Origin of the sequence: Nitratireductor thuwali, from assembly GCF_036621415.1 — a bacterium.
GTDB classification, from domain to species: Bacteria; Pseudomonadota; Alphaproteobacteria; order Rhizobiales; family Rhizobiaceae; genus Chelativorans; species Chelativorans thuwali.
In genome coordinates this window covers 3,387,474-3,404,555 of sequence record NZ_CP030941.1, presented here as the reverse complement: position 1 = coordinate 3,404,555, position 17,082 = coordinate 3,387,474, and the positions used below count along the sequence as shown (strand labels likewise).

The following is a 17,082-nucleotide window of genomic DNA, read 5'->3' as shown; positions in this document are numbered from 1 at the left end:
CATACTCCACCTGTGCGCGCGCTGACGCCAGCATCCGCGCTTTGATACGGAGCGAAAGTACATTCAGGGCGTACCACCCTCAAGGAGACCGAAACCAAGGTTGGGCCGCTGGGTAAGCGTTATTTGCGTCTTTTGGAGCGGCGGCGGAAAGTTGTTTCGCCGCGCTCCACCGTCCGCCGCTACTCCGCTGCCCGCCTGACGCCCTCGCGCACCGCTTCGATGACCCGGTCCTGGTCCGAATGCGTCAGATAGGGGTGCATGGGCAGGCAGAGAATGCGCTCCGGCAGGCCCTCCGAAACGGGCAGGCCCGTCGGCGTCCGCGGATAGGCGCTGTAGGCTTCCTGCACATGCAGCGGCCGCTCGTAATAGACCACCGAGGGAATCCCCTTCTCGGAAAGGTGCGCCCGCACGGCGTCCCGCTCCGGCGTCTCGATGGCGTATTGCGCCCATGCCGAACGGTTGCCCGCGGCGATGCGCGGCACCTTGACCAGGTCCCCAAGCCCCTCGGCGTAGCGGTCGGCCACGGCCTGGCGCAGGTCCATTTCCTCGGCCAGCAGGCCCAGCTTCTCGATCAGGATGGCGGCCTGGATCGTATCCAGGCGTGAATTCAGGCCGATGCGCACATTGTCGTACTGGCTCTTGCCCTTGCCGTGAAAGGCGATGGACCGCAGCTTCTCGGCAAGATCGTCGTCATTGGTGAACATCGCGCCGCCGTCGCCGTAGCAGCCCAGCGGCTTGGCGGGATAGAAGCTGGTGCCCGCCACGTCGCCGAACGCGCCGCACATCGTATTGCCGGAGGAACCGCCCGTCGCCTGCGCGGCGTCCTCGATGACGAAAAGCTCCTCCCGCGCCGCAATGCGCGAGATCGTCTGATAATCCGCGGCAAGGCCGAACAGGTCGACCGGGATGATCGCCCTCGGCGTAAGCGCCGTCTCCTCGCGCACATGGCGGATGGCCGCTTCCAGGCTTTCCGTATCGATGTTGTAGGTGTCGGGGTCGATGTCGACGAAGACCGGCGAAGCGCCCGCAAGGGCAACCACTTCCGCCGTCGCGGCGAAGGTGAAGCTGGGGCAGAAGACGGCATCGCCGGGGCCGATGCCCATGGCCCTCAAGGGGATCAGCAGCGCGTCGGTGCCGTTGGCGCAGGCCACCGCGTGCCGGACGCCGATATGCTCGGCCAGCTGCTGCTCCAATTCGGCGACTTCCGGTCCCAATATATAGCGGCCTTCGGCCAGCACCTTGGCCAGACGCTTCTCCAGCCTGCCCTGGATGCGCTCACGCTGCGCGCCGAGATCGATGAACTGCATTTGGCTTCCTACCTTGCGGCGCGTTGCCGGGGCCTTCGAACACAGACCGCTGAATAGGCGGGCCGGGGAATTTTCGCAACATGGGGGAACGTTCAATCTGTCGGCCGCATTGTCACAGCCGGTGATCGGCGAAGAAGCGCCGTGATTTGCTTTGCCATGATTTCACATCTAACAGAAGGGATAGTACAGGGCATCCGGCGGCCGCGATCGGCCGCATTTCCAACTCAGGAGAAGGACAGGCATGGGCGCTCCTTTCAAGGCGTATGACGTTCGCGGCCAAATTCCACAGGAACTCAACGTTCCCTTCGCCTATCGTTTTGCCCAGGCGACGAAGGCCTCGCTCGGCACCAAATCGGTCGTTCTGGGGCACGACATGCGCCTCGACAGCCCGGCGCTGGCGCAGGCGCTGGCCCAGGGCTTTCTCGACAGCGGCGTGGACGTGCTCCCGGTCGGCCAGTGCGGCACCGAAGAGGTCTATTTCCATACCGCACGCTCCGGCGCGGATGCCGGCCTGATGGTGACGGCGAGCCACAATCCGATCGACTACAACGGCATCAAGATGGTGCTGAAGGGCGCGGCCGCCGCAACGCCCGACAACGCCTTCAACGCCATCGAGAAGCTGTTGCGCTCGGACAGGCTTTTCGAAACCGCCAGCAGCTACGCCGAGCGCGGCGTGCTTCACGAAACATGCGACCGCGAGGCCTATATCGAGCGGCTTCTGGCGGAAGTGGCCGGACAAGACCTCAAGCCGCTGAAGATCGTCTGCCACGCCGGCAATGGCTGCGCCGGCCCGGTGATCGACCTTCTGGAACGGCACCTGCCCTTCACCTTCATAAAGGTCGATCATGAGCCCGATCCCCGTCTGCCCAACGGCATACCGAACCCTCTTCTTCCGGAAAAGCGCGAGAAAGCCAGCCGCGCCGTCGTCGAGCATGGCGCGGACCTTGCCATCGCCTGGGACGGCGATTTCGACCGCTGCTTCCTCTATGATCACCTCGGCCGCTTCGTGGAGGGCTATTACCTCGTCGGCATGATCGCCAAGCACATGCTGGAAAAGGCGCCGGGCGGCATCATCCTCTACGATCCGCGACTGACCTGGAACACGATCGACGTGGTCGAGGCGGCCGGCGGCGTCGCCAAGCCGTGCCGCACGGGCCACGCCTATTTCAAGCAGATGATGCGCGAGGAGAACGCCATCTATGGCGGCGAGATGAGCGCGCACCACTATTTCCGGGATTTCAGCTACTGCGATTCGGGCATGCTGGCGTGGCTTGCCGTCGTCTCGGAACTGTCGGCCTCAGGCGCCAGGCTGGCCGACGTCCTGGAAGAAAGGATCGCCAAATTCCCGTGCTCCGGCGAGATCAACTTCACCGTCAACGACGCCAAGGGCGTGCTCGAGAAGGTGGCCGAGCACTACCAGCGGCTGAACCCCGAGCTCGAGACGCTCGACGGCCTCGGCATGGCCTTCGACAACTGGCGCTTCAACCTGCGCGCATCCAACACCGAACCGCTCCTGAGGCTCAACGTGGAAACCCGCGGCGACAAGGCCTTGCTCACGGAGAAGGTGGACGAGCTGAGAGGGCTGATCGAAGGCGGCTGAGCTGGCTATAGCATTTTGCAGTCAGGTGGAATCACCTAGCGTCCGCATAAATGCGGAAAAACAAGGAGATAGAGCGTCTTTCGTGCGTCCGAGTGGACGCACGGCCATCTAACCTGGCTCAAATATCTGTCGGCTCCGATGCGGGCAGGTGGGAGATTCTCGATCTCGAGTCACTGCAATCCACCGCTATGCGAGAAGCCTGGCCAGCATGTGCCGTAGATGGTCCTGGCCACCGAAAAAGACCGCGAGAACCCGGACATCGTTTTTCTTTTCGACGATATCGAACCAGACGACGGCCCGGCCAAGGGTTAGATGGCGAAGGCCGGGCAGGATTTCTTCATGCAGTGACCCGCGATGCGGCGCTTTGGCAAGGTCCTCGATATCGGCGCGGATTGCCTGAACACGCTCTTCCGCGCGATCGATTGCCGATGCGAGCGCCTCGCCGAAATCGATGTAGCTCTCAAGAAGAAATTCGAAGATGAGTCCGAAATCACGCTCCGCGTCCGACGAGAACGTGACCTTATATGTCACGGGCGCGGCGCTTCTTGTCGGCTATCGCTGCGATCCTGCCTTTCATCGTTGTGCCTGAAACGAACGAGCCCTCCCGACGTGCGTCTAATAGATTTCTGAGCGCTTCAACTTGGATCTCCTCGCCTTCCATCCTGAGACGCAGCAATTCGAGACCTTGCTGAAGCACGGCACTGACGCTCGGATACCGTCCCTCTTCGACAAGGCTGCGAACGAAGGCGTCTTGGCGGTCGGTCAGCGAGATAGAGGATTTGACGGTCATGAGCACACTCCTTTCCCACGCAAAGTGCTACCAAGTAGCACTTTTGTCAAGACAAGCAGCAGCGCGCAGCGGTTGCTTTCTTTGTCGGGCTGCCCACCAACGCTTCGGGACGCATACGGCCCGGCCATGCGCCAGCAGCTTTGGGAGGCCGATGGCAGCGCAAGGACGATTGGGGCTGGCTACCGAATGGTCGAATTTGTGTCGGTCGCGTTCGCTCGCAACGCGAACATAAAGCAGATTCACACCGAAATTTACGAGAACCTGCTGCTTCTGCGATTTACACGGGCGCAATATAAGTGGTTCGAGCAGGCTTCGGAATATAGCTACTATACACTTGAGCCGCCGAAGGACACGGACCTCGTGAAATGGGAATCGCGTGGCCGATTCCGTCTGCTTAGATGATCCAGCTTGTCAACCCGGAAGGAATTCAACTGCGATCTGATCCGCCTCCTCGCTTCGAGTTACGGCCTTCGCCTGCTTTGCTCCCAAAACGCCGTAGCTGGCTTATCCGACCGAAGCTCGTCGAGGTTGCCAGCGAAGGCTGGCTGGGGCGGCAGGATTCGAACCTGCGAATGGCGGCACCAAAAGCCGCTGCCTTACCGCTTGGCGACGCCCCAACTCCGTCCGGCGGTCCGGAAGGCCGGATGCCGGACGAAGCCCCTATAGAGATTCTGCGGGTGAAGTGCAACGGCGTCGAGCCGGTCCAGGAGGGCGAAATGCCGGTTTTGCGTCCTGCCTCCGCTCCTGTTACGGCAGGGTACCATTTGCTATTCGACCTCAATAATGTTTGCTGCTAATAGAGCCGGGAACCGTCGAGGGGATCCGGCCGGCACCGGCCGGCCTCCTCCGGAACGCAGAACAAGTGTTGACTGCCCGATGATTGCTGACCGCCCATGACGTTGATCAGAGCCCGTGAATGGCTTCAGGCCCGTCCGCGGCGGACGAAGCGCCTGATGCTGGTTGCCGCTGATTTTCTTGGCCTGATGTTCATCATCTGGGTCTCGTTCTGCATCCGGTTCGACCGCATTTTCGTGCCGAACATGGAACAGGCGATGTTCATCGTCGCCGGGCCGCTGATCGCCATCCCGATCTTCGCCTATATGGGGCTTTACCGCGCCGTCCTGCGCTATCTGCGTGAGCGGGCGATCTGGACGATCGTCCAGGCCGTCACCGTCTCGACGCTGATCTGGGTCAGCCTCGTGTTTCTCACGCTGTCCTACGGCGCCTCCGGCATTCCCCGGACGATTGCTGTGCTCTACTGGGTCGGCAGCATCGCCGCCGTTGCCGGCACCCGCTTCGCCGTCAAATGGCTGCTGCGGAGCGGCGTCCCGCGCGCGGCGGACAAGCAGAAAGTGCTCGTTTACGGGGCGGGCGATCCGGCCGTGCATCTCGTCGAGGCGCTGAACGCCTCGCCGGACCGCCGGGTGGTCGGCTTCCTGTCCGACGACCCCGGGCTGCGGGGCATGGACATTCTTGGCATTCGCGTTTTCGCCACGGATCGGCTCGAGGAACTCATCCCCAATCTCGGCGTGACGGAGGTCATCATCGCCACCAACCAGGCCAGTTCGCGGCGGCGCCGCGAGCTGGTGGCGAGCCTGGGCCGTTTTCCGGTCAAGATCCGTGTGCTCCCGCCGATCGCCGATCTGGCCTCGGGCAAGTATATCGTCAGCTATATCCGCGACATCGACATCGACGACCTGCTTGGCCGCTCTCCGGTTCCGGCCGATCCGGAGCTGATGCGGTCCACCGTTGCCGGGCGCACCATCTTGATCTCCGGCGCGGCGGGGTCCATCGGCTCGGCGGTCTGCCGCACCGTCGCGCAGGCCAAGCCCGCCAAGCTCGTGCTGTTGGAGATGAACGAGCTCGGCCTCTACCAGATCGAGCGGGAGCTGCGGCGCTACGGCGACTTTGCCATCGTTCCCGTCCTCGGCTCGGTCACCGACGAGGCGCTGGTGAAGCGAACCCTGCGCGAGCATTCCGTCGAGACGGTCTATCACTGCGCCGCCTATAAGCATGTATCGCTCGTCGAGCAGAATGTGATCGAGGGCGTGCGCAACAATATTCTGGGCACGCTGAATCTCGTGAAGGAGTCCTGCGCGGCCGATGTCGAAAACTTCGTCCTGATCTCCTCGGACAAGGCGGTGCGGCCGAAAAGCGTCATGGGCGCGACCAAGCGCTGGGCCGAGCTGATCGTCCGCCACTACGGCAACAGGACGGATAGGGGCGGAAAACAGGGCGTCTTCTCCTCGGTCAGGTTCGGCAATGTCATCGGGTCCAGCGGCTCTGTGGTGCCCTTGTTCAAGGAGCAGATAGCGGCCGGCGGTCCCGTCACCCTGACGGATGAGAAGATGACGCGCTATTTCATGTCGGTTCGCGAGGCGGCCGAGCTGATCGTCCAGGCGGGCGCGCTGTCGAACAGTGGCGACATCCTCCTCCTCGACATGGGCGAGCCGGTCAGGATCCGCGACCTGGCCAGGGACATGATCATGCTCGCCGGCCTGACCGTCCGCGACGACGACAATCCGGACGGGGATATCGAGATCAAGACGATCGGCATGCGCAATGGCGAGAAATTGAGCGAGGAGCTCTTTTACGATCCGACCGGTGTCACCGCCACGCGCCATCCCAAGATCCTTCGCGCCAATCCCCAGAACGGGAAGGCGGTGCGTATTCCGGCCATGATCGCACAGATGAGGGAAGCCCTTGAAACCGGCGACGAGGATGCGGTGCGGCAGGTCCTGTTCGGGCATCTCGAAAAGGGAGGCGATGTCGCCATCGTCGCCTCCTCGGCCTCCGACGCTGGAGACGAGGCGCCGGTGGCGCAGTACGGCCGGCCCGCTTGACAGGGGAAGCGGCGTTTCATGAGCGCGGGTGAAATGTCCGGACTGTCTTCCGGGAGCGGCGCCCACAGGATCAAGCGTGCTTTCGACCTGGCGCTGTCCCTGCCGGGCCTTGCCGTGGCGGCGCCCGTCATTGCGGCGATGGGCCTGCTCATCAGGCTCACTTCGAAGGGCCCGGCCATATACAGCCAGATGCGCGTCGGCCGGGGCGGCAGGCCGTTCCGCTGCTACAAGCTGCGCACCATGCGCGCCGACACGCCGTCGGTGCCCACCCATGAAGCGCAAAAGACCGCCATCACGGGCGTCGGCCGCTTCTTGCGCCGCACCAAGCTCGATGAGCTGCCGCAACTGTGGAACGTGGCGAAGGGCGACATGTCGCTCGTCGGTCCCCGCCCCTGCCTCACCACCCAGGACGAACTGATCGCGCATCGCGAGCGGCTGGGGGTCTTCTCGAGCCGTCCGGGCATCACGGGCCTTGCCCAGTTGCGCGGCATCGACATGTCGCGGCCGGCCCTGTGCGCACAAACGGATGCGGAATATCTGGCGAACTGGACGCTGGCCGGCGACGTCGCGATCATCATACGCACCGCCATCCCCGCCTTTGGCCGTTCCCGCCTATAGCCGGCCCCGCTTATAGCCGGCCCGCTTACAGCCGATTGCGGCGCGCCAGCTTCTCCTCCCAGCGCAAGGCATGGCTGACGATCTCTTCCAGATCGTCATGCTGCGGCTTCCATCCGAGCTTCGAGACGCAGCGCTCCGCGCTGGCCACGATGGACACCGCGTCTCCGGGGCGTCTGGCGCTCCGCTTCACGGCGAAATCCGTGCCGCTGACGCGCTTGACGGTGTCGATCACGTCGAGAACCGAATAGCCGCGGCCATAGCCGCAATTGGCCATCAGGCTCCCGCCGCCGGCGCGCAGGCGCTCAAGCGCCAGGTAATGCGCGTTCACCAGATCCGAGACGTGGATGTAATCGCGCACGCAGGTGCCGTCCCGCGTCGGATAGTCGTCGCCGAAGACCTCCATCTGCGGGCGCTTGCCCGTCGCGGTCTCGCAGGCGACCTTGATCAGGTGCGTGGCCCCCTTGGTGGACTGGCCGGTGCGCAGCTTCGGGTCGGCGCCGCAGACATTGAAATAGCGCAGCGCCGTATAGGCGAAGTCATGGGCCGCGGCGGTATCGCGCAGCATCAGCTCGGTCATCAGCTTCGACGTGCCGTAGGGAGATTCGGGCTTCAGCGGCTCTTCCTCGGAAACCGGATTGGCTTGCGGCGTGCCGTAGACGGCAGCCGTCGAGGAGAAGATGAAATGGCGCACGCCCGTGCGCACCGCGCTTTCGATCAGCGCCCGCGATTTCACCGTGTTGTTCAGATAGTAGCCGAGCGGATCGGCGACGGATTCGGGCACGATGATCGAGCCGGCGAAGTGGATGATGGCGTCGATCGAACAGCGCTCGATGGTTTCCTCGACCAGCTTCTGGTCGGCGATATCGCCGACCACCAGGCGCGCGGGCTCGGCCACGGCCCAGTCGAACCCGGTCGACAGCCGGTCGAGGACGACGACGTCCTCGCCATGGTCGAGCAGTTCCCAGACCATATGGCTGCCGATATAGCCGGCGCCGCCCGTCACCAGAACCGCCACGATGGCTCTCCTTCAAGAGGATTGGCGTTTGACGTGAAAAGGGCCACCGACCGGCCGGTCATGGCCCTTTCCGTATTCATCGCATGCCGGAGCCGGCTAGCGGCCGATGCCGAAGGCCTTCAGCACGCTCCAGCCGGCCGAGACCAGGCAGGCGGCGAGCGCGGCCTTGACGAGATCCGGCAGGATGAAGGGCGCGACGCCGAACTGCCACGCCTTGTCGGCGCCGATCAGCGTTGCCAGCCAGGCAAAGCCGAGGAACAGCAATACCGCCTGCGCGGCGAACATGACGCCGCCGAGCTTGAGCACGTTGCGGTCCCAGCCGCGGTCGGCGGCCCAGCCCACCATCGCGGCCATGACGACGAAGCCGACGAGATAGCCGCCGGTCGGGCCGACCATATAGGCAAGGCCGATGCCCTTTTCAGGCGTGCTCTGGAAGACGGGAAGGCCCATGGCGCCCTCGGCGAGATAAAGAAGCAGCGTGGCCACGCCGAGCCGGAAGCCGAAGGAAGCGGCGATCAGCAGGATCGCCAGGTTCTGCAGCGAAAGATCGACCGGGCCGAGCACCACCTTGCTCTTGGCCGCCAGGGTAAGCAGCAGCGTTCCCGTCAGGGCGATCAGGCCCTGCGCGAACAGGCGGGACATGCCCTTTTCGGGCAGCGCGAGTGAAACGAGCGGTCTTGAAGCGATAGCCTGGGACATGAGGCCTCCATGGGATTTATCTTGCGGGCGCATTGCCGCGTTTCTCTATATTCGCTTCCATGGTAAGCGGCAACATGCCGCGCGGCCTTGCCCACGAGAGAAGCTTGCAATGGAATTCGATACCAAGTTCGACCCTCGCTACGGCCAGCCGGTCGAGGTCGCGCCTGGCGTCCGGCGCCTCACCGTCAACAATCCGAGCCCGTTCACCTTTCACGGCACCAACAGCTACATCGTCGGCGCATCCTCGCTGGCCGTGGTCGATCCCGGCCCCGAGGACGAGGCCCATTTGCGAGCCCTGCTCGGCGCCATCGGCAACCGTCCCGTCAGCCACATCTTCGTCAGCCACACCCACCGCGACCACTCGCCGCTGGCGGGCCGGCTCGCCGCGCTCACCGGCGCGACGGTCTGCGCCGAGGGACCGCACCGCGCGGCAAGGCCGCTGCGGACAGGCGAGTTGAACCCGCTCGACGCCAGCGCCGATACGGATTTCAAGCCCGACATGTTTCTGGCGGACGAGCAGACTGTCGAAGGAGACGGCTGGTCGATCCGCGCCATCCACACGCCCGGCCACACCGCCAACCACTGCGCCTTCGCGCTGGAAGGCACCGGCATCGTCTTCTCCGCCGACCATGTGATGGCATGGTCGACGACCATCGTCGCCCCGCCGGACGGCGCCATGTCGGACTTCATGGCCTCGCTCGACCGCATGCTCGAGCGCGACGACCGGCTGCTTCTGCCCGGCCATGGCGGCGCCGTGGCAAGACCCAGATCGTTCCTTCGGGGGCTGAAGACGCACCGCAAAATGCGCGAACGCGCCATTCTGGAGCGGCTGTCGTCCGGCGACCGGACGATCCGCGAGATCGTTCGCGCGATCTACCGCGACACGGACCCCCGGCTGCACGGCGCCGCCGGCCTGTCCGTTCTGGCTCATCTCGAGGACCTGGTTTCCCGCGGCCGCGCGCGAGCCGAAGGCGAACCGTCCATCGACGGGATCTATCATCCCGCATAGGGCATTCGAGAAAAAGCGGAAGCCGGCCTTGCGGCCGGACTGCGTAGACTCAAAGAGCTGGTTCAGCGTCCCGCACTGGAATCTCAGAGAGCCTCGAGCGATTCCATGCGGGTGTCGAGGTCGTTCAGGAAGCGCTCTATGCGCTTGGCGTTGTCGCCGAGATCATGCCGGCCATAGCGCGAGGCCGACCGCATCTCGACATAGGTGGCGTTGGCGCGATCCTCCACGCGGATCGCCACGTCCGAGGCAAACCCGAGGAAGTAGGACCAGGCCACCGCCTCTATCGAGAGCGCGTTGCCCTCCGCAACCGGTTCCGGGCCGCTCACGACCGTCCAGCCGCGATCGGCAAGGAGGCCTTGTATGACGGCGGCAACGGTTTCGGGCGCATATTCGTAGCGCCGCCCCGTCAGTTCCGGATATGCCTTTTCCTGCCTTGCCCTTTCCCGTGCCGTCGGCGGTTGGACCGGGTTCATCGGCGGGGATCGCAGATCCCGTGCCCGGCGCAAGGCGGGCGGATCTACCGGATCTGTGGAGATATCGACCAGTTGCGGGTGCGTTGCGAGCCGATAGGCGGATATGGCGTAAGGCGTCAGCACCAGAAGCGCCACGATGAGGCCGGCCGCCGCCGCGCCCAGGCCCAAAAGCCCGTGCTCCCACATCTGCACGAGAGCCAAAAGGGCGAGCAGCAGTCCGGCCAGCGCCAACGCGCCGACAATGCCCAGGATCCACAGAAACGGGACGGTCTCCAGCAGCGCAAAGCGGTGGGCGAGCGCCGATACGATGAAAAGCACGAGCGCGAACGTCGACACCGAGCGAGACCAGTCGGCCGCTCTTGCACGGCGCTCTTCCATGATTCCAGCCATCGACATCCCGCAGCCTTCGCCCGCCCGCCTTCTATCCGGTCGGCCGTGCCGGGTCAAAGCAATGGTGAGGCCATGCTTTCGCTGCCGGGAAGGCGGTAGTCGCCGAATTGCCTGCGCAAAGCGGTCTTCTGGATCTTGCCGGTCGCCGTGTGCGGCAGTTCCTCGACCACCACCACGTCGTCGGGAAGCCACCAATTGGCGACCTTGCCGCGGAGGTAGTCGAGCATCGCTTCCTTCGTCGGCGATGCGCCATCGCGCGGAACGACGATGAGAAGGGGACGCTCACCCCATTTGGGATGATGGATGCCGACGACGGCGGCCTCCATCACGTCCGGATGGCCGACGGCCAGGTTTTCGAGCTCGATGGTGGAAATCCACTCGCCGCCGGACTTGATCACGTCCTTCGCCCGGTCGGTGATCTTGAGATAGCCGTACCGGTCGATATGCGCGACGTCGCCCGTGTCGAACCACCCTTCGGCGTCGAACTGCTCGCTTCCGGCGCCGCCATAGTATGCGCTCGCCACCGCCGGGCCGCGCACCTCAAGCCGGCCGAAGGTCCGGCCGTCCCAGGGCAGCTCCCGCCGCTCGTCGTCGACGATGCGCATTTCGACGCCAAAGGGCGCGAAGCCCTGCTTGTCCTGCACGTCGAGCCTTTCCTCGCCGGCAAGCGCCTGATATTCGGGCTTGAAGGTGCACAACGAGCCCAGCGGCGACATTTCCGTCATGCCCCAGGCGTGGATGACCTCGACATCGTAGTGATCCTGGAATTTGCGCGTCATGGAACGCGGACAGGCCGAGCCGCCGATGACGACCCGCTGGAGATGGGGCAGTTTCCTTCCCGTCTTCTCCAGATATTGCAGCAGCATCAGCCACACGGTCGGAACGGCGGCGGTGAACGTCACCTTCTCCGCCTCCAGCAGTTCGTATATCCCCTCGCCGTCCAGGCGCGGTCCGGGCATCACCAGCTTGGCGCCCACCATCGGGGCGCTCTGCGCCAGCCCCCATGCATTGGCGTGGAACATCGGCACGACGGGCAGCACCACATCGCGCGCGGAAAGCCCCATCGCGTCGGGCATCACCGCCATCATGGCGTGGAGCACGTTCGAACGGTGGCTGTAGAGAACGCCCTTGGGCTCGCCGGTCGTGCCGGAGGTATAGCACATGCCGGCGGCCGCGCTTTCGTCGAAGCTGCGCCACTGGAACCCGTCGGGCGCCTCCGCCAGCCAGTCCTCATAGGCGACCGCCCCCTGCGGCGCCGTCTCGGGCAGGTGCTCCCCATCGGTGAGCACGACGATCCTTTCGAGCGAGGGAATGTCCTTGGCGATCTTTTCGACAATCGGCAGGAAGGTCAGGTCGACGAACAGGCACCGGTCGCTGGCGTGGTTCATGATCCAGGCGATCTGGTCGGGGAACAGCCTCGGGTTGAGCGTGTGATAGACGCCGCCCATGCCCATCGCGCCGTACCAGACCTCGAGATGGCGGGCGCTGTTCCAGGCCATGGTCGCGATGCGGTCGCCCGGGCGGTATCCCTCCATTTCCAGCCGGGCCGCCACCCGCAGTGCGCGGTCGCGCAGGCCGGCGTAGGTGGTGCGGGTTATCGGCCCTTCCACGCTGCGGGTCACGATTTCCCGCCCGCCATGCTGCCTTGCGGCGTGGTCGATGATCTTGTGGCACAATAGCGGCCATTCCTGCATCAGCCCGTGCATCGATGTCTCCTCCCTCTTTTCTCCTGCCCTCGTCGGCCTTGCCCCCGTCGACTTGCCCGCCGTCCAGTTTGCCCCCGTCTACTTTGCCCCCGTCTACTTTGCCCCCGTCTACTTTGCCCCCGCCTACTTTGCATTGTGTGGGGAACAACCGAAATGTCCAGTAGCGCAATTGCGCCCGAATCTTCCGGTAACCTGTTCATTAGCGGGAACTTATTGCGGGGCTGAACGTTGCCTCCGGCGTCTTGCGGGGCCGGGGGAGTGTGAGGTGTCATGGAAACGTTAACTGCCGAAATGGACCAGCCGACCGTTCTTCCGCTGGAAATCGTAGAGCTGGAGCTTGCGCTGCGGCACGAGGACCTCCTCGAAAAGGGCCTTGAAGGCGCGGTGCGCCAGGCGCTCGACCGCATTGGCGGAAAGCTGCTCTTTCACATGCGCATGGATGGCGTGGCCGATTGCGACTGGGTCGCCGCCGTCGCGCTTTATTCGGATGAAGGTCGCAAGGTGGCCATCGTCGCCCAGTCCCCCGGCGGCGGTCCGCTGCGCGTCGAGGATGCGGAAACGAGCGAACTGCCCGTCGCCAGGATCGCCCGGGCCTATGCCGACCTCATGCAGCAGTTGGACGGCGACGATCGCTAGATCGCGACTGGTTCACGCGCCCTGTTCCGCTTCCATCCGGAACGCGTCCGGCGCATCATGCGTTCTACCCATGCCGTTGAAACGCCATGAGGCACAGTTCCATGATCAAACGAACGGACAGGCCCTCCCCCGGCTTCGCCCGCAATCCCGACAAGAAGATCACGGTCGAGCCTTTTGCGGGATCGGTGACCGTCAGGGTCGCAGATGTGGCCGTCGCCGAAACCATAAGGGCCAAGCTGCTGAAGGAGGACGGCTATCCGCCGGTCCTCTACATTCCCTTCGAAGATATCGGCTTTGCCAACCTTGAGCCAACCGATACCAAGACGCACTGCCCCTACAAGGGCGATGCGAGCTATTGGCGGCTGGCCATGCCCGGAGAGCCGGGCGAAGACCTGATGTGGGCCTATGAAGCGCCCTATGACGAGATGGCCGAGATCAAGGACCACGGCGCCTTCTACGAAGACCGGGTGACCATCGAGACGAAAAAGGATTAGACAACGATCCCGAATCTGGAGGCCCGTATTCGCAAAGGATCATGCTCCAGCAAGGGGATTGGTCACGATGGCGAAACGGGCCATGCCAGCCAATCTCCCCCTTGAGGAAGATGCCCGCGCCCCTCGCCAAGCTGAGGACAGAGGGAGCATCGCAGGCGCGCTACGGCGAAACGCATCTGTAAAGCTACGCCTTCCTGCACGCCGCCTGGGCTGCCGCCAGCCGGGCGATCGGCACGCGGAAGGGCGAGCACGACACATAGTCGAGCCCGACCTCCTCGCAGAAGAGGATGGAGTCGGGATCGCCGCCATGCTCGCCGCAAATGCCCAGCTTGATGCCGTTTCGTGCGGCCCTGCCCTTCTCCACGGCCAGCCGGATGAGCGTGCCCACTCCGTCGACGTCGATCGAGACGAAGGGGTCTTTCTCGATGATGCCCTTCTTCCGGTAGGTTTCAAGGAAGCTGGGCGCGTCGTCGCGCGAGATGCCGAAGGTGGTCTGGGTCAGGTCGTTGGTGCCGAAGGAGAAGAATTCGGCCGAACCGGCAATCTCGCCGGCATGCAGCGCCGCGCGCGGCAGTTCGATCATGGTGCCGACCATGTAGTCGATCTCCGCGCCGCCGGCTGAAAGAACCTCCGTGGCGACCGCGTCAATGCGCGCCTTCACGAAGTCCAGCTCCGCCGCCATGCCGACCAGCGGGACCATGATTTCCGGCACGACCGGCGCGCCGGTCTTGCGCGCGGCTTCCGCCGCCGCCTCGAAGATGGCGCGCGCCTGCATTTCGGCGATCTCGGGATAGGAGATGGCCAGCCTGCAGCCGCGATGGCCGAGCATCGGGTTGACCTCGTGGAGCTCTTCCGTGCGCTCGCGCAACCGGTTTGCATCCACCCCCATGGCGGCGGCCACCTCGGCGATTTCCGCTTCCGTCTTGGGCAGGAACTCGTGCAGCGGCGGATCGAGCAGGCGGATGGTGACGGGCATGCCCGACATGATCTCGAAAAGCTCGATGAAGTCGGCGCGCTGCATGGGCAAAAGCTTGGCGAGCGCCGCCTGGCGCTGCTCGAGCGTGTCGGCAAGGACCATTTCGCGCATGACCAGGATGCGGTCGTCGTCGAAGAACATGTGCTCGGTCCGGCACAGGCCTATCCCTTCGGCCCCGAAGGACCGCGCGGTACGCGCGTCGGCCGGCGTTTCGGCATTGGCCCGCACCTTCATCCGGCGCGCCGCGTCGGCCCATTCCATCAGCGTCGAGAAGGCGCCCGACAGCGCCGGCTGCAGCATCGGCACGGCGCCGGCCAACACCTGGCCCGTGGAGCCGTCGATGGTGATCACATCGCCCTTCTTGAAGGTGCGGCCCATGCTGGTCATCGTGCCGGCGCGGTAGTCGACCCGGAGCGTGCCGGCACCGGAGACGCAGGGCTTGCCCATGCCGCGCGCGACGACCGCGGCGTGGCTGGTCATCCCGCCGCGCGTGGTCAATATGCCTTCGGCCGCGTGCATGCCGTGGATGTCCTCCGGGCTCGTCTCCACGCGGACGAGAATGACGCTCGCGCCATGCGCCTTCATCTCCTCGGCCTCTTCGGACGAGAACACGACCTCGCCGGTGGCGGCCCCCGGCGAGGCCGGCAATCCCATGCCGATGACGTCGCGCTTGGCGTCCGGATCGATGGTCGGATGCAAAAGCTGGTCGAGTGAGGCCGGCTCTATGCGGCAGACCGCCTCCTCGCGCGTGATCAGCCCTTCATCGGCCATGTCGACGGCGATCCGCAGCGCCGCCTTGGTGGTGCGCTTGCCCGTGCGGGTCTGCAGCATCCACAACTTGCCGCGCTCGATCGTGAATTCCAGATCCTGCATGTCGCGATAGTGAGCCTCGAGCTTTTCCGCGATCTTCACGAAGGCGGCGAAGGCTTCCGGCAGCACCTTTTCCAGCGACGGCTTGTCGGAGCCCGTCTCCAGCCTTGCCGCCTCGGTCAGGCTCTGGGGCGTGCGGATGCCGGCCACCACGTCCTCGCCCTGGGCGTTGACGAGGAATTCGCCGTAAAGACGCTTCTCGCCCGTCGAGGGGTTACGCGTGAAGGCGACGCCGGTGGCCGAGTCCTCGCCCATATTGCCGAACACCATGGCCTGCACATTGACCGCCGTGCCCCAGCTTTCGGGAATGTCGTGCAGCCTGCGATAGGTGACGGCGCGCGCGTTCATCCAGCTTGAGAAGACCGCGCCTATGGCGCCCCAGAGCTGGGCGTTCGGATCCTGCGGAAAGGGCTCGCCAAGCTCCTCCCGGATGCGCGCCTTGTAGAGCCCGACGATCTCGCGCCACTCGTCGCCCGAAAACTCGGTGTCGACATCGTAGCCCCGGCGCGCCTTTTCCTCCGCAAGGATCTCCTCGAAGACGTCGTGATCGAGGCCCATCACCACATCGCTATACATCTGGATGAAGCGGCGGTAGCTGTCATAGGCAAAGCGCGCGTCGCCGGACTCGGCGGCGAGCGCCTCCACCGTCTCGTCGTTGAGGCCCAGATTGAGCACCGTATCCATCATGCCGGGCATCGAAGCCCGCGAGCCGGAGCGGACGGAAACGAGCAGCGGGCGTTGCGGGTCGCCAAACCTTCGCCCGGCGATGCGGCCGACTTCTTCGAGCGCCGCATCGACCTGGCCCTCCAGGTCGGCGGCATAGGTCCGGCCATTGGCGTAATAGTGGGCGCAGGCCTCGGCGGAGATGGTAAAGCCCGGCGGCACCGGCAGCCCGAGGCTGCACATCTCGGCAAGGTTCGCGCCCTTGCCGCCCAGAAGGTCGCGGTCCGACGCGCGCCCTTCCGCCTTGCCGTCGCCGAAGCTGTAGACCCACTTGGTCATGCCGCTTGTCCCCCTGGTGCGTTGCCGGAGCCGGCGCAAAACAGCCGGTACGGCAGCGATAGGCGGCGGCACGTCGGGAGGCAAGCCTGCCATTGGCCGCATCCGCATCTATATCGATTGAAGGGGCTTGCGGCTCCTTCTGCTGCGGCTGCAACGGCAGCGTCGGTCTTCACGCCCCCAGCCCCGAGCTTGTCGAACGGTCGAACCCGGCGATTCCCGTCTTGCGCGAAGCGGCGAAAACGATTAGAACATATCAAGAACATTCAGGAGGACATCATGCGCGAGACAGGCAAGCTCGATTACATCGAAATGCCGGCGGGCGGCGGCACGCTGGACAGCGTCAAGGCATTCTATGCCATGGCGTTCTCATGGAGCTTCACCGACTACGGGCCCGGATATTCCGCCTTTTCCGAAGGGCTCGACGGCGGTTTCGACGGCAACCCGGCCGAGGGCGCGGCAAAGCCGTTGCCGGTTCTTTACTCGCACGACCTCGAGGCCACCCTGGCCGCGGTAAAGGATGCCGGCGGCAGGATCGTCCGGCCCATCTTCTCCTTCCCGGGCGGCCGGCGCTTCCATTTTGCCGATCCGGCGGGCAACGAACTGGCCGTGTGGAGCGAGGAATAGGGTTCGCCGCACGGGATGCCGCAAGTCGCC

The 17,082-nt window shown here is 64.6% G+C and carries 15 protein-coding genes and 1 tRNA gene; 7 read left to right on the top strand and 9 right to left on the bottom strand.

Translation table 11 applies throughout. The annotated features are described in order from the left end of the window. Window positions 1–179 precede the first annotated feature (179 nt). A complete protein-coding gene (locus NTH_RS16470; RefSeq protein ID WP_338531031.1) occupies window positions 180–1,307 on the bottom strand; it encodes a DegT/DnrJ/EryC1/StrS family aminotransferase in 1,128 nt (375 codons plus the stop codon). Between the two features lie 241 nt (window positions 1,308–1,548). Here NTH_RS16470 and NTH_RS16465 point away from each other — a divergent pair, with 241 nt between their 5' ends. Continuing rightward, a complete protein-coding gene (locus NTH_RS16465; RefSeq protein ID WP_338531030.1) occupies window positions 1,549–2,907 on the top strand; it encodes a phosphomannomutase in 1,359 nt (452 codons plus the stop codon). A gap of 186 nt (window positions 2,908–3,093) precedes the next feature. Here the strand turns inward: NTH_RS16465 and NTH_RS16460 are convergent, their stop codons facing one another. From NTH_RS16460 to NTH_RS16450, 3 genes are all read right to left on the bottom strand, one after another. Continuing rightward, window positions 3,094–3,438: a type II toxin-antitoxin system RelE/ParE family toxin gene (locus NTH_RS16460; RefSeq protein ID WP_338531029.1), complete on the bottom strand. Its 345-nt coding sequence runs from the start codon at window positions 3,436–3,438 to the stop codon at window positions 3,094–3,096. Then, entirely contained in the window at window positions 3,428–3,697 is a 270-nt protein-coding gene (locus tag NTH_RS16455; RefSeq protein ID WP_338531028.1) for a type II toxin-antitoxin system ParD family antitoxin, read from the bottom strand. The genes NTH_RS16460 and NTH_RS16455 overlap by 11 nt, the downstream gene beginning before the upstream one ends. Before the next feature lie 542 nt (window positions 3,698–4,239). Continuing rightward, window positions 4,240–4,314: transfer RNA gene (locus tag NTH_RS16450), tRNA-Gln, on the bottom strand. 276 nt (window positions 4,315–4,590) lie between these two features. On the opposite strand from NTH_RS16450, the gene NTH_RS16445 reads away from it, so the two are divergent. Together NTH_RS16445 and NTH_RS16440 are read left to right on the top strand one after the other, a co-directional pair. Further along, window positions 4,591–6,540 (top strand): nucleoside-diphosphate sugar epimerase/dehydratase, encoded by a 1,950-nt coding sequence (locus NTH_RS16445; protein WP_338531027.1) that lies wholly within the window; start codon window positions 4,591–4,593, stop codon window positions 6,538–6,540. Between the two features lie 18 nt (window positions 6,541–6,558). Further along, window positions 6,559–7,158 (top strand): sugar transferase, encoded by a 600-nt coding sequence (locus tag NTH_RS16440; RefSeq protein ID WP_338531026.1) that lies wholly within the window; start codon window positions 6,559–6,561, stop codon window positions 7,156–7,158. A 25-nt stretch (window positions 7,159–7,183) separates the two neighbouring features. Here the strand turns inward: NTH_RS16440 and galE are convergent, their stop codons facing one another. Both galE and NTH_RS16430 read right to left on the bottom strand, forming a co-directional pair. Further along, the gene (gene galE, locus NTH_RS16435; RefSeq protein WP_338531025.1) at window positions 7,184–8,173 is read right to left on the bottom strand and encodes a UDP-glucose 4-epimerase GalE; all 990 of its coding nucleotides are present in this window, start codon (window positions 8,171–8,173) and stop codon (window positions 7,184–7,186) included. 96 nt (window positions 8,174–8,269) lie between these two features. Continuing rightward, a complete protein-coding gene (locus tag NTH_RS16430; protein WP_338531024.1) occupies window positions 8,270–8,872 on the bottom strand; it encodes a biotin transporter BioY in 603 nt (200 codons plus the stop codon). 109 nt (window positions 8,873–8,981) lie between these two features. On the opposite strand from NTH_RS16430, the gene NTH_RS16425 reads away from it, so the two are divergent. Then, entirely contained in the window at window positions 8,982–9,881 is a 900-nt protein-coding gene (locus NTH_RS16425) for an MBL fold metallo-hydrolase (RefSeq protein ID WP_338531023.1), read from the top strand. Between the two features lie 83 nt (window positions 9,882–9,964). On the opposite strand, the gene NTH_RS16420 is transcribed toward NTH_RS16425, so the two are convergent. Next, a complete protein-coding gene (locus NTH_RS16420) occupies window positions 9,965–10,750 on the bottom strand; it encodes a DUF1499 domain-containing protein (RefSeq protein WP_338531022.1) in 786 nt (261 codons plus the stop codon). 47 nt (window positions 10,751–10,797) lie between these two features. Then, window positions 10,798–12,450: a long-chain-fatty-acid--CoA ligase gene (locus NTH_RS16415; protein WP_338531021.1), complete on the bottom strand. Its 1,653-nt coding sequence runs from the start codon at window positions 12,448–12,450 to the stop codon at window positions 10,798–10,800. Window positions 12,451–12,720: 270 nt separating this feature from the next. On the opposite strand from NTH_RS16415, the gene NTH_RS16410 reads away from it, so the two are divergent. Together NTH_RS16410 and NTH_RS16405 are read left to right on the top strand one after the other, a co-directional pair. Then, the gene (locus NTH_RS16410) at window positions 12,721–13,086 is read left to right on the top strand and encodes a hypothetical protein (protein WP_338531020.1); all 366 of its coding nucleotides are present in this window, start codon (window positions 12,721–12,723) and stop codon (window positions 13,084–13,086) included. A 101-nt stretch (window positions 13,087–13,187) separates the two neighbouring features. Then, on the top strand, window positions 13,188–13,580 hold the full coding sequence (locus NTH_RS16405; RefSeq protein WP_338531019.1) for a DUF427 domain-containing protein: 393 nt from the start codon (window positions 13,188–13,190) through the stop codon (window positions 13,578–13,580). A gap of 184 nt (window positions 13,581–13,764) precedes the next feature. Here NTH_RS16405 and ppdK read toward each other — a convergent pair whose 3' ends face one another. Then, window positions 13,765–16,428: a pyruvate, phosphate dikinase gene (gene ppdK / locus NTH_RS16400; protein WP_338531018.1), complete on the bottom strand. Its 2,664-nt coding sequence runs from the start codon at window positions 16,426–16,428 to the stop codon at window positions 13,765–13,767. A gap of 276 nt (window positions 16,429–16,704) precedes the next feature. On the opposite strand from ppdK, the gene NTH_RS16395 reads away from it, so the two are divergent. Beyond that, complete coding sequence (locus NTH_RS16395) at window positions 16,705–17,052, top strand: VOC family protein (RefSeq protein WP_338531017.1); 348 nt, start codon at window positions 16,705–16,707, stop codon at window positions 17,050–17,052. Window positions 17,053–17,082: the final 30 nt, after the last annotated feature.

Coding starts and splice junctions, on each gene's coding strand:
- NTH_RS16420 (WP_338531022.1), bottom strand. CDS start 10,750: ATGTCGATGGCTGGAATCATGGAAGAGCGCCGTGCAAGAGCGGCCGAC.
- NTH_RS16455 (WP_338531028.1), bottom strand. CDS start 3,697: ATGACCGTCAAATCCTCTATCTCGCTGACCGACCGCCAAGACGCCTTC.
- NTH_RS16405 (WP_338531019.1), top strand. CDS start 13,188: ATGATCAAACGAACGGACAGGCCCTCCCCCGGCTTCGCCCGCAATCCC.
- NTH_RS16425 (WP_338531023.1), top strand. CDS start 8,982: ATGGAATTCGATACCAAGTTCGACCCTCGCTACGGCCAGCCGGTCGAG.
- NTH_RS16430 (WP_338531024.1), bottom strand. CDS start 8,872: ATGTCCCAGGCTATCGCTTCAAGACCGCTCGTTTCACTCGCGCTGCCC.
- NTH_RS16470 (WP_338531031.1), bottom strand. CDS start 1,307: ATGCAGTTCATCGATCTCGGCGCGCAGCGTGAGCGCATCCAGGGCAGG.
- ppdK (WP_338531018.1), bottom strand. CDS start 16,428: ATGACCAAGTGGGTCTACAGCTTCGGCGACGGCAAGGCGGAAGGGCGC.
- NTH_RS16445 (WP_338531027.1), top strand. CDS start 4,591: ATGACGTTGATCAGAGCCCGTGAATGGCTTCAGGCCCGTCCGCGGCGG.
- NTH_RS16465 (WP_338531030.1), top strand. CDS start 1,549: ATGGGCGCTCCTTTCAAGGCGTATGACGTTCGCGGCCAAATTCCACAG.
- NTH_RS16395 (WP_338531017.1), top strand. CDS start 16,705: ATGCGCGAGACAGGCAAGCTCGATTACATCGAAATGCCGGCGGGCGGC.
- NTH_RS16415 (WP_338531021.1), bottom strand. CDS start 12,450: ATGCACGGGCTGATGCAGGAATGGCCGCTATTGTGCCACAAGATCATC.
- NTH_RS16410 (WP_338531020.1), top strand. CDS start 12,721: ATGGAAACGTTAACTGCCGAAATGGACCAGCCGACCGTTCTTCCGCTG.
- NTH_RS16440 (WP_338531026.1), top strand. CDS start 6,559: ATGAGCGCGGGTGAAATGTCCGGACTGTCTTCCGGGAGCGGCGCCCAC.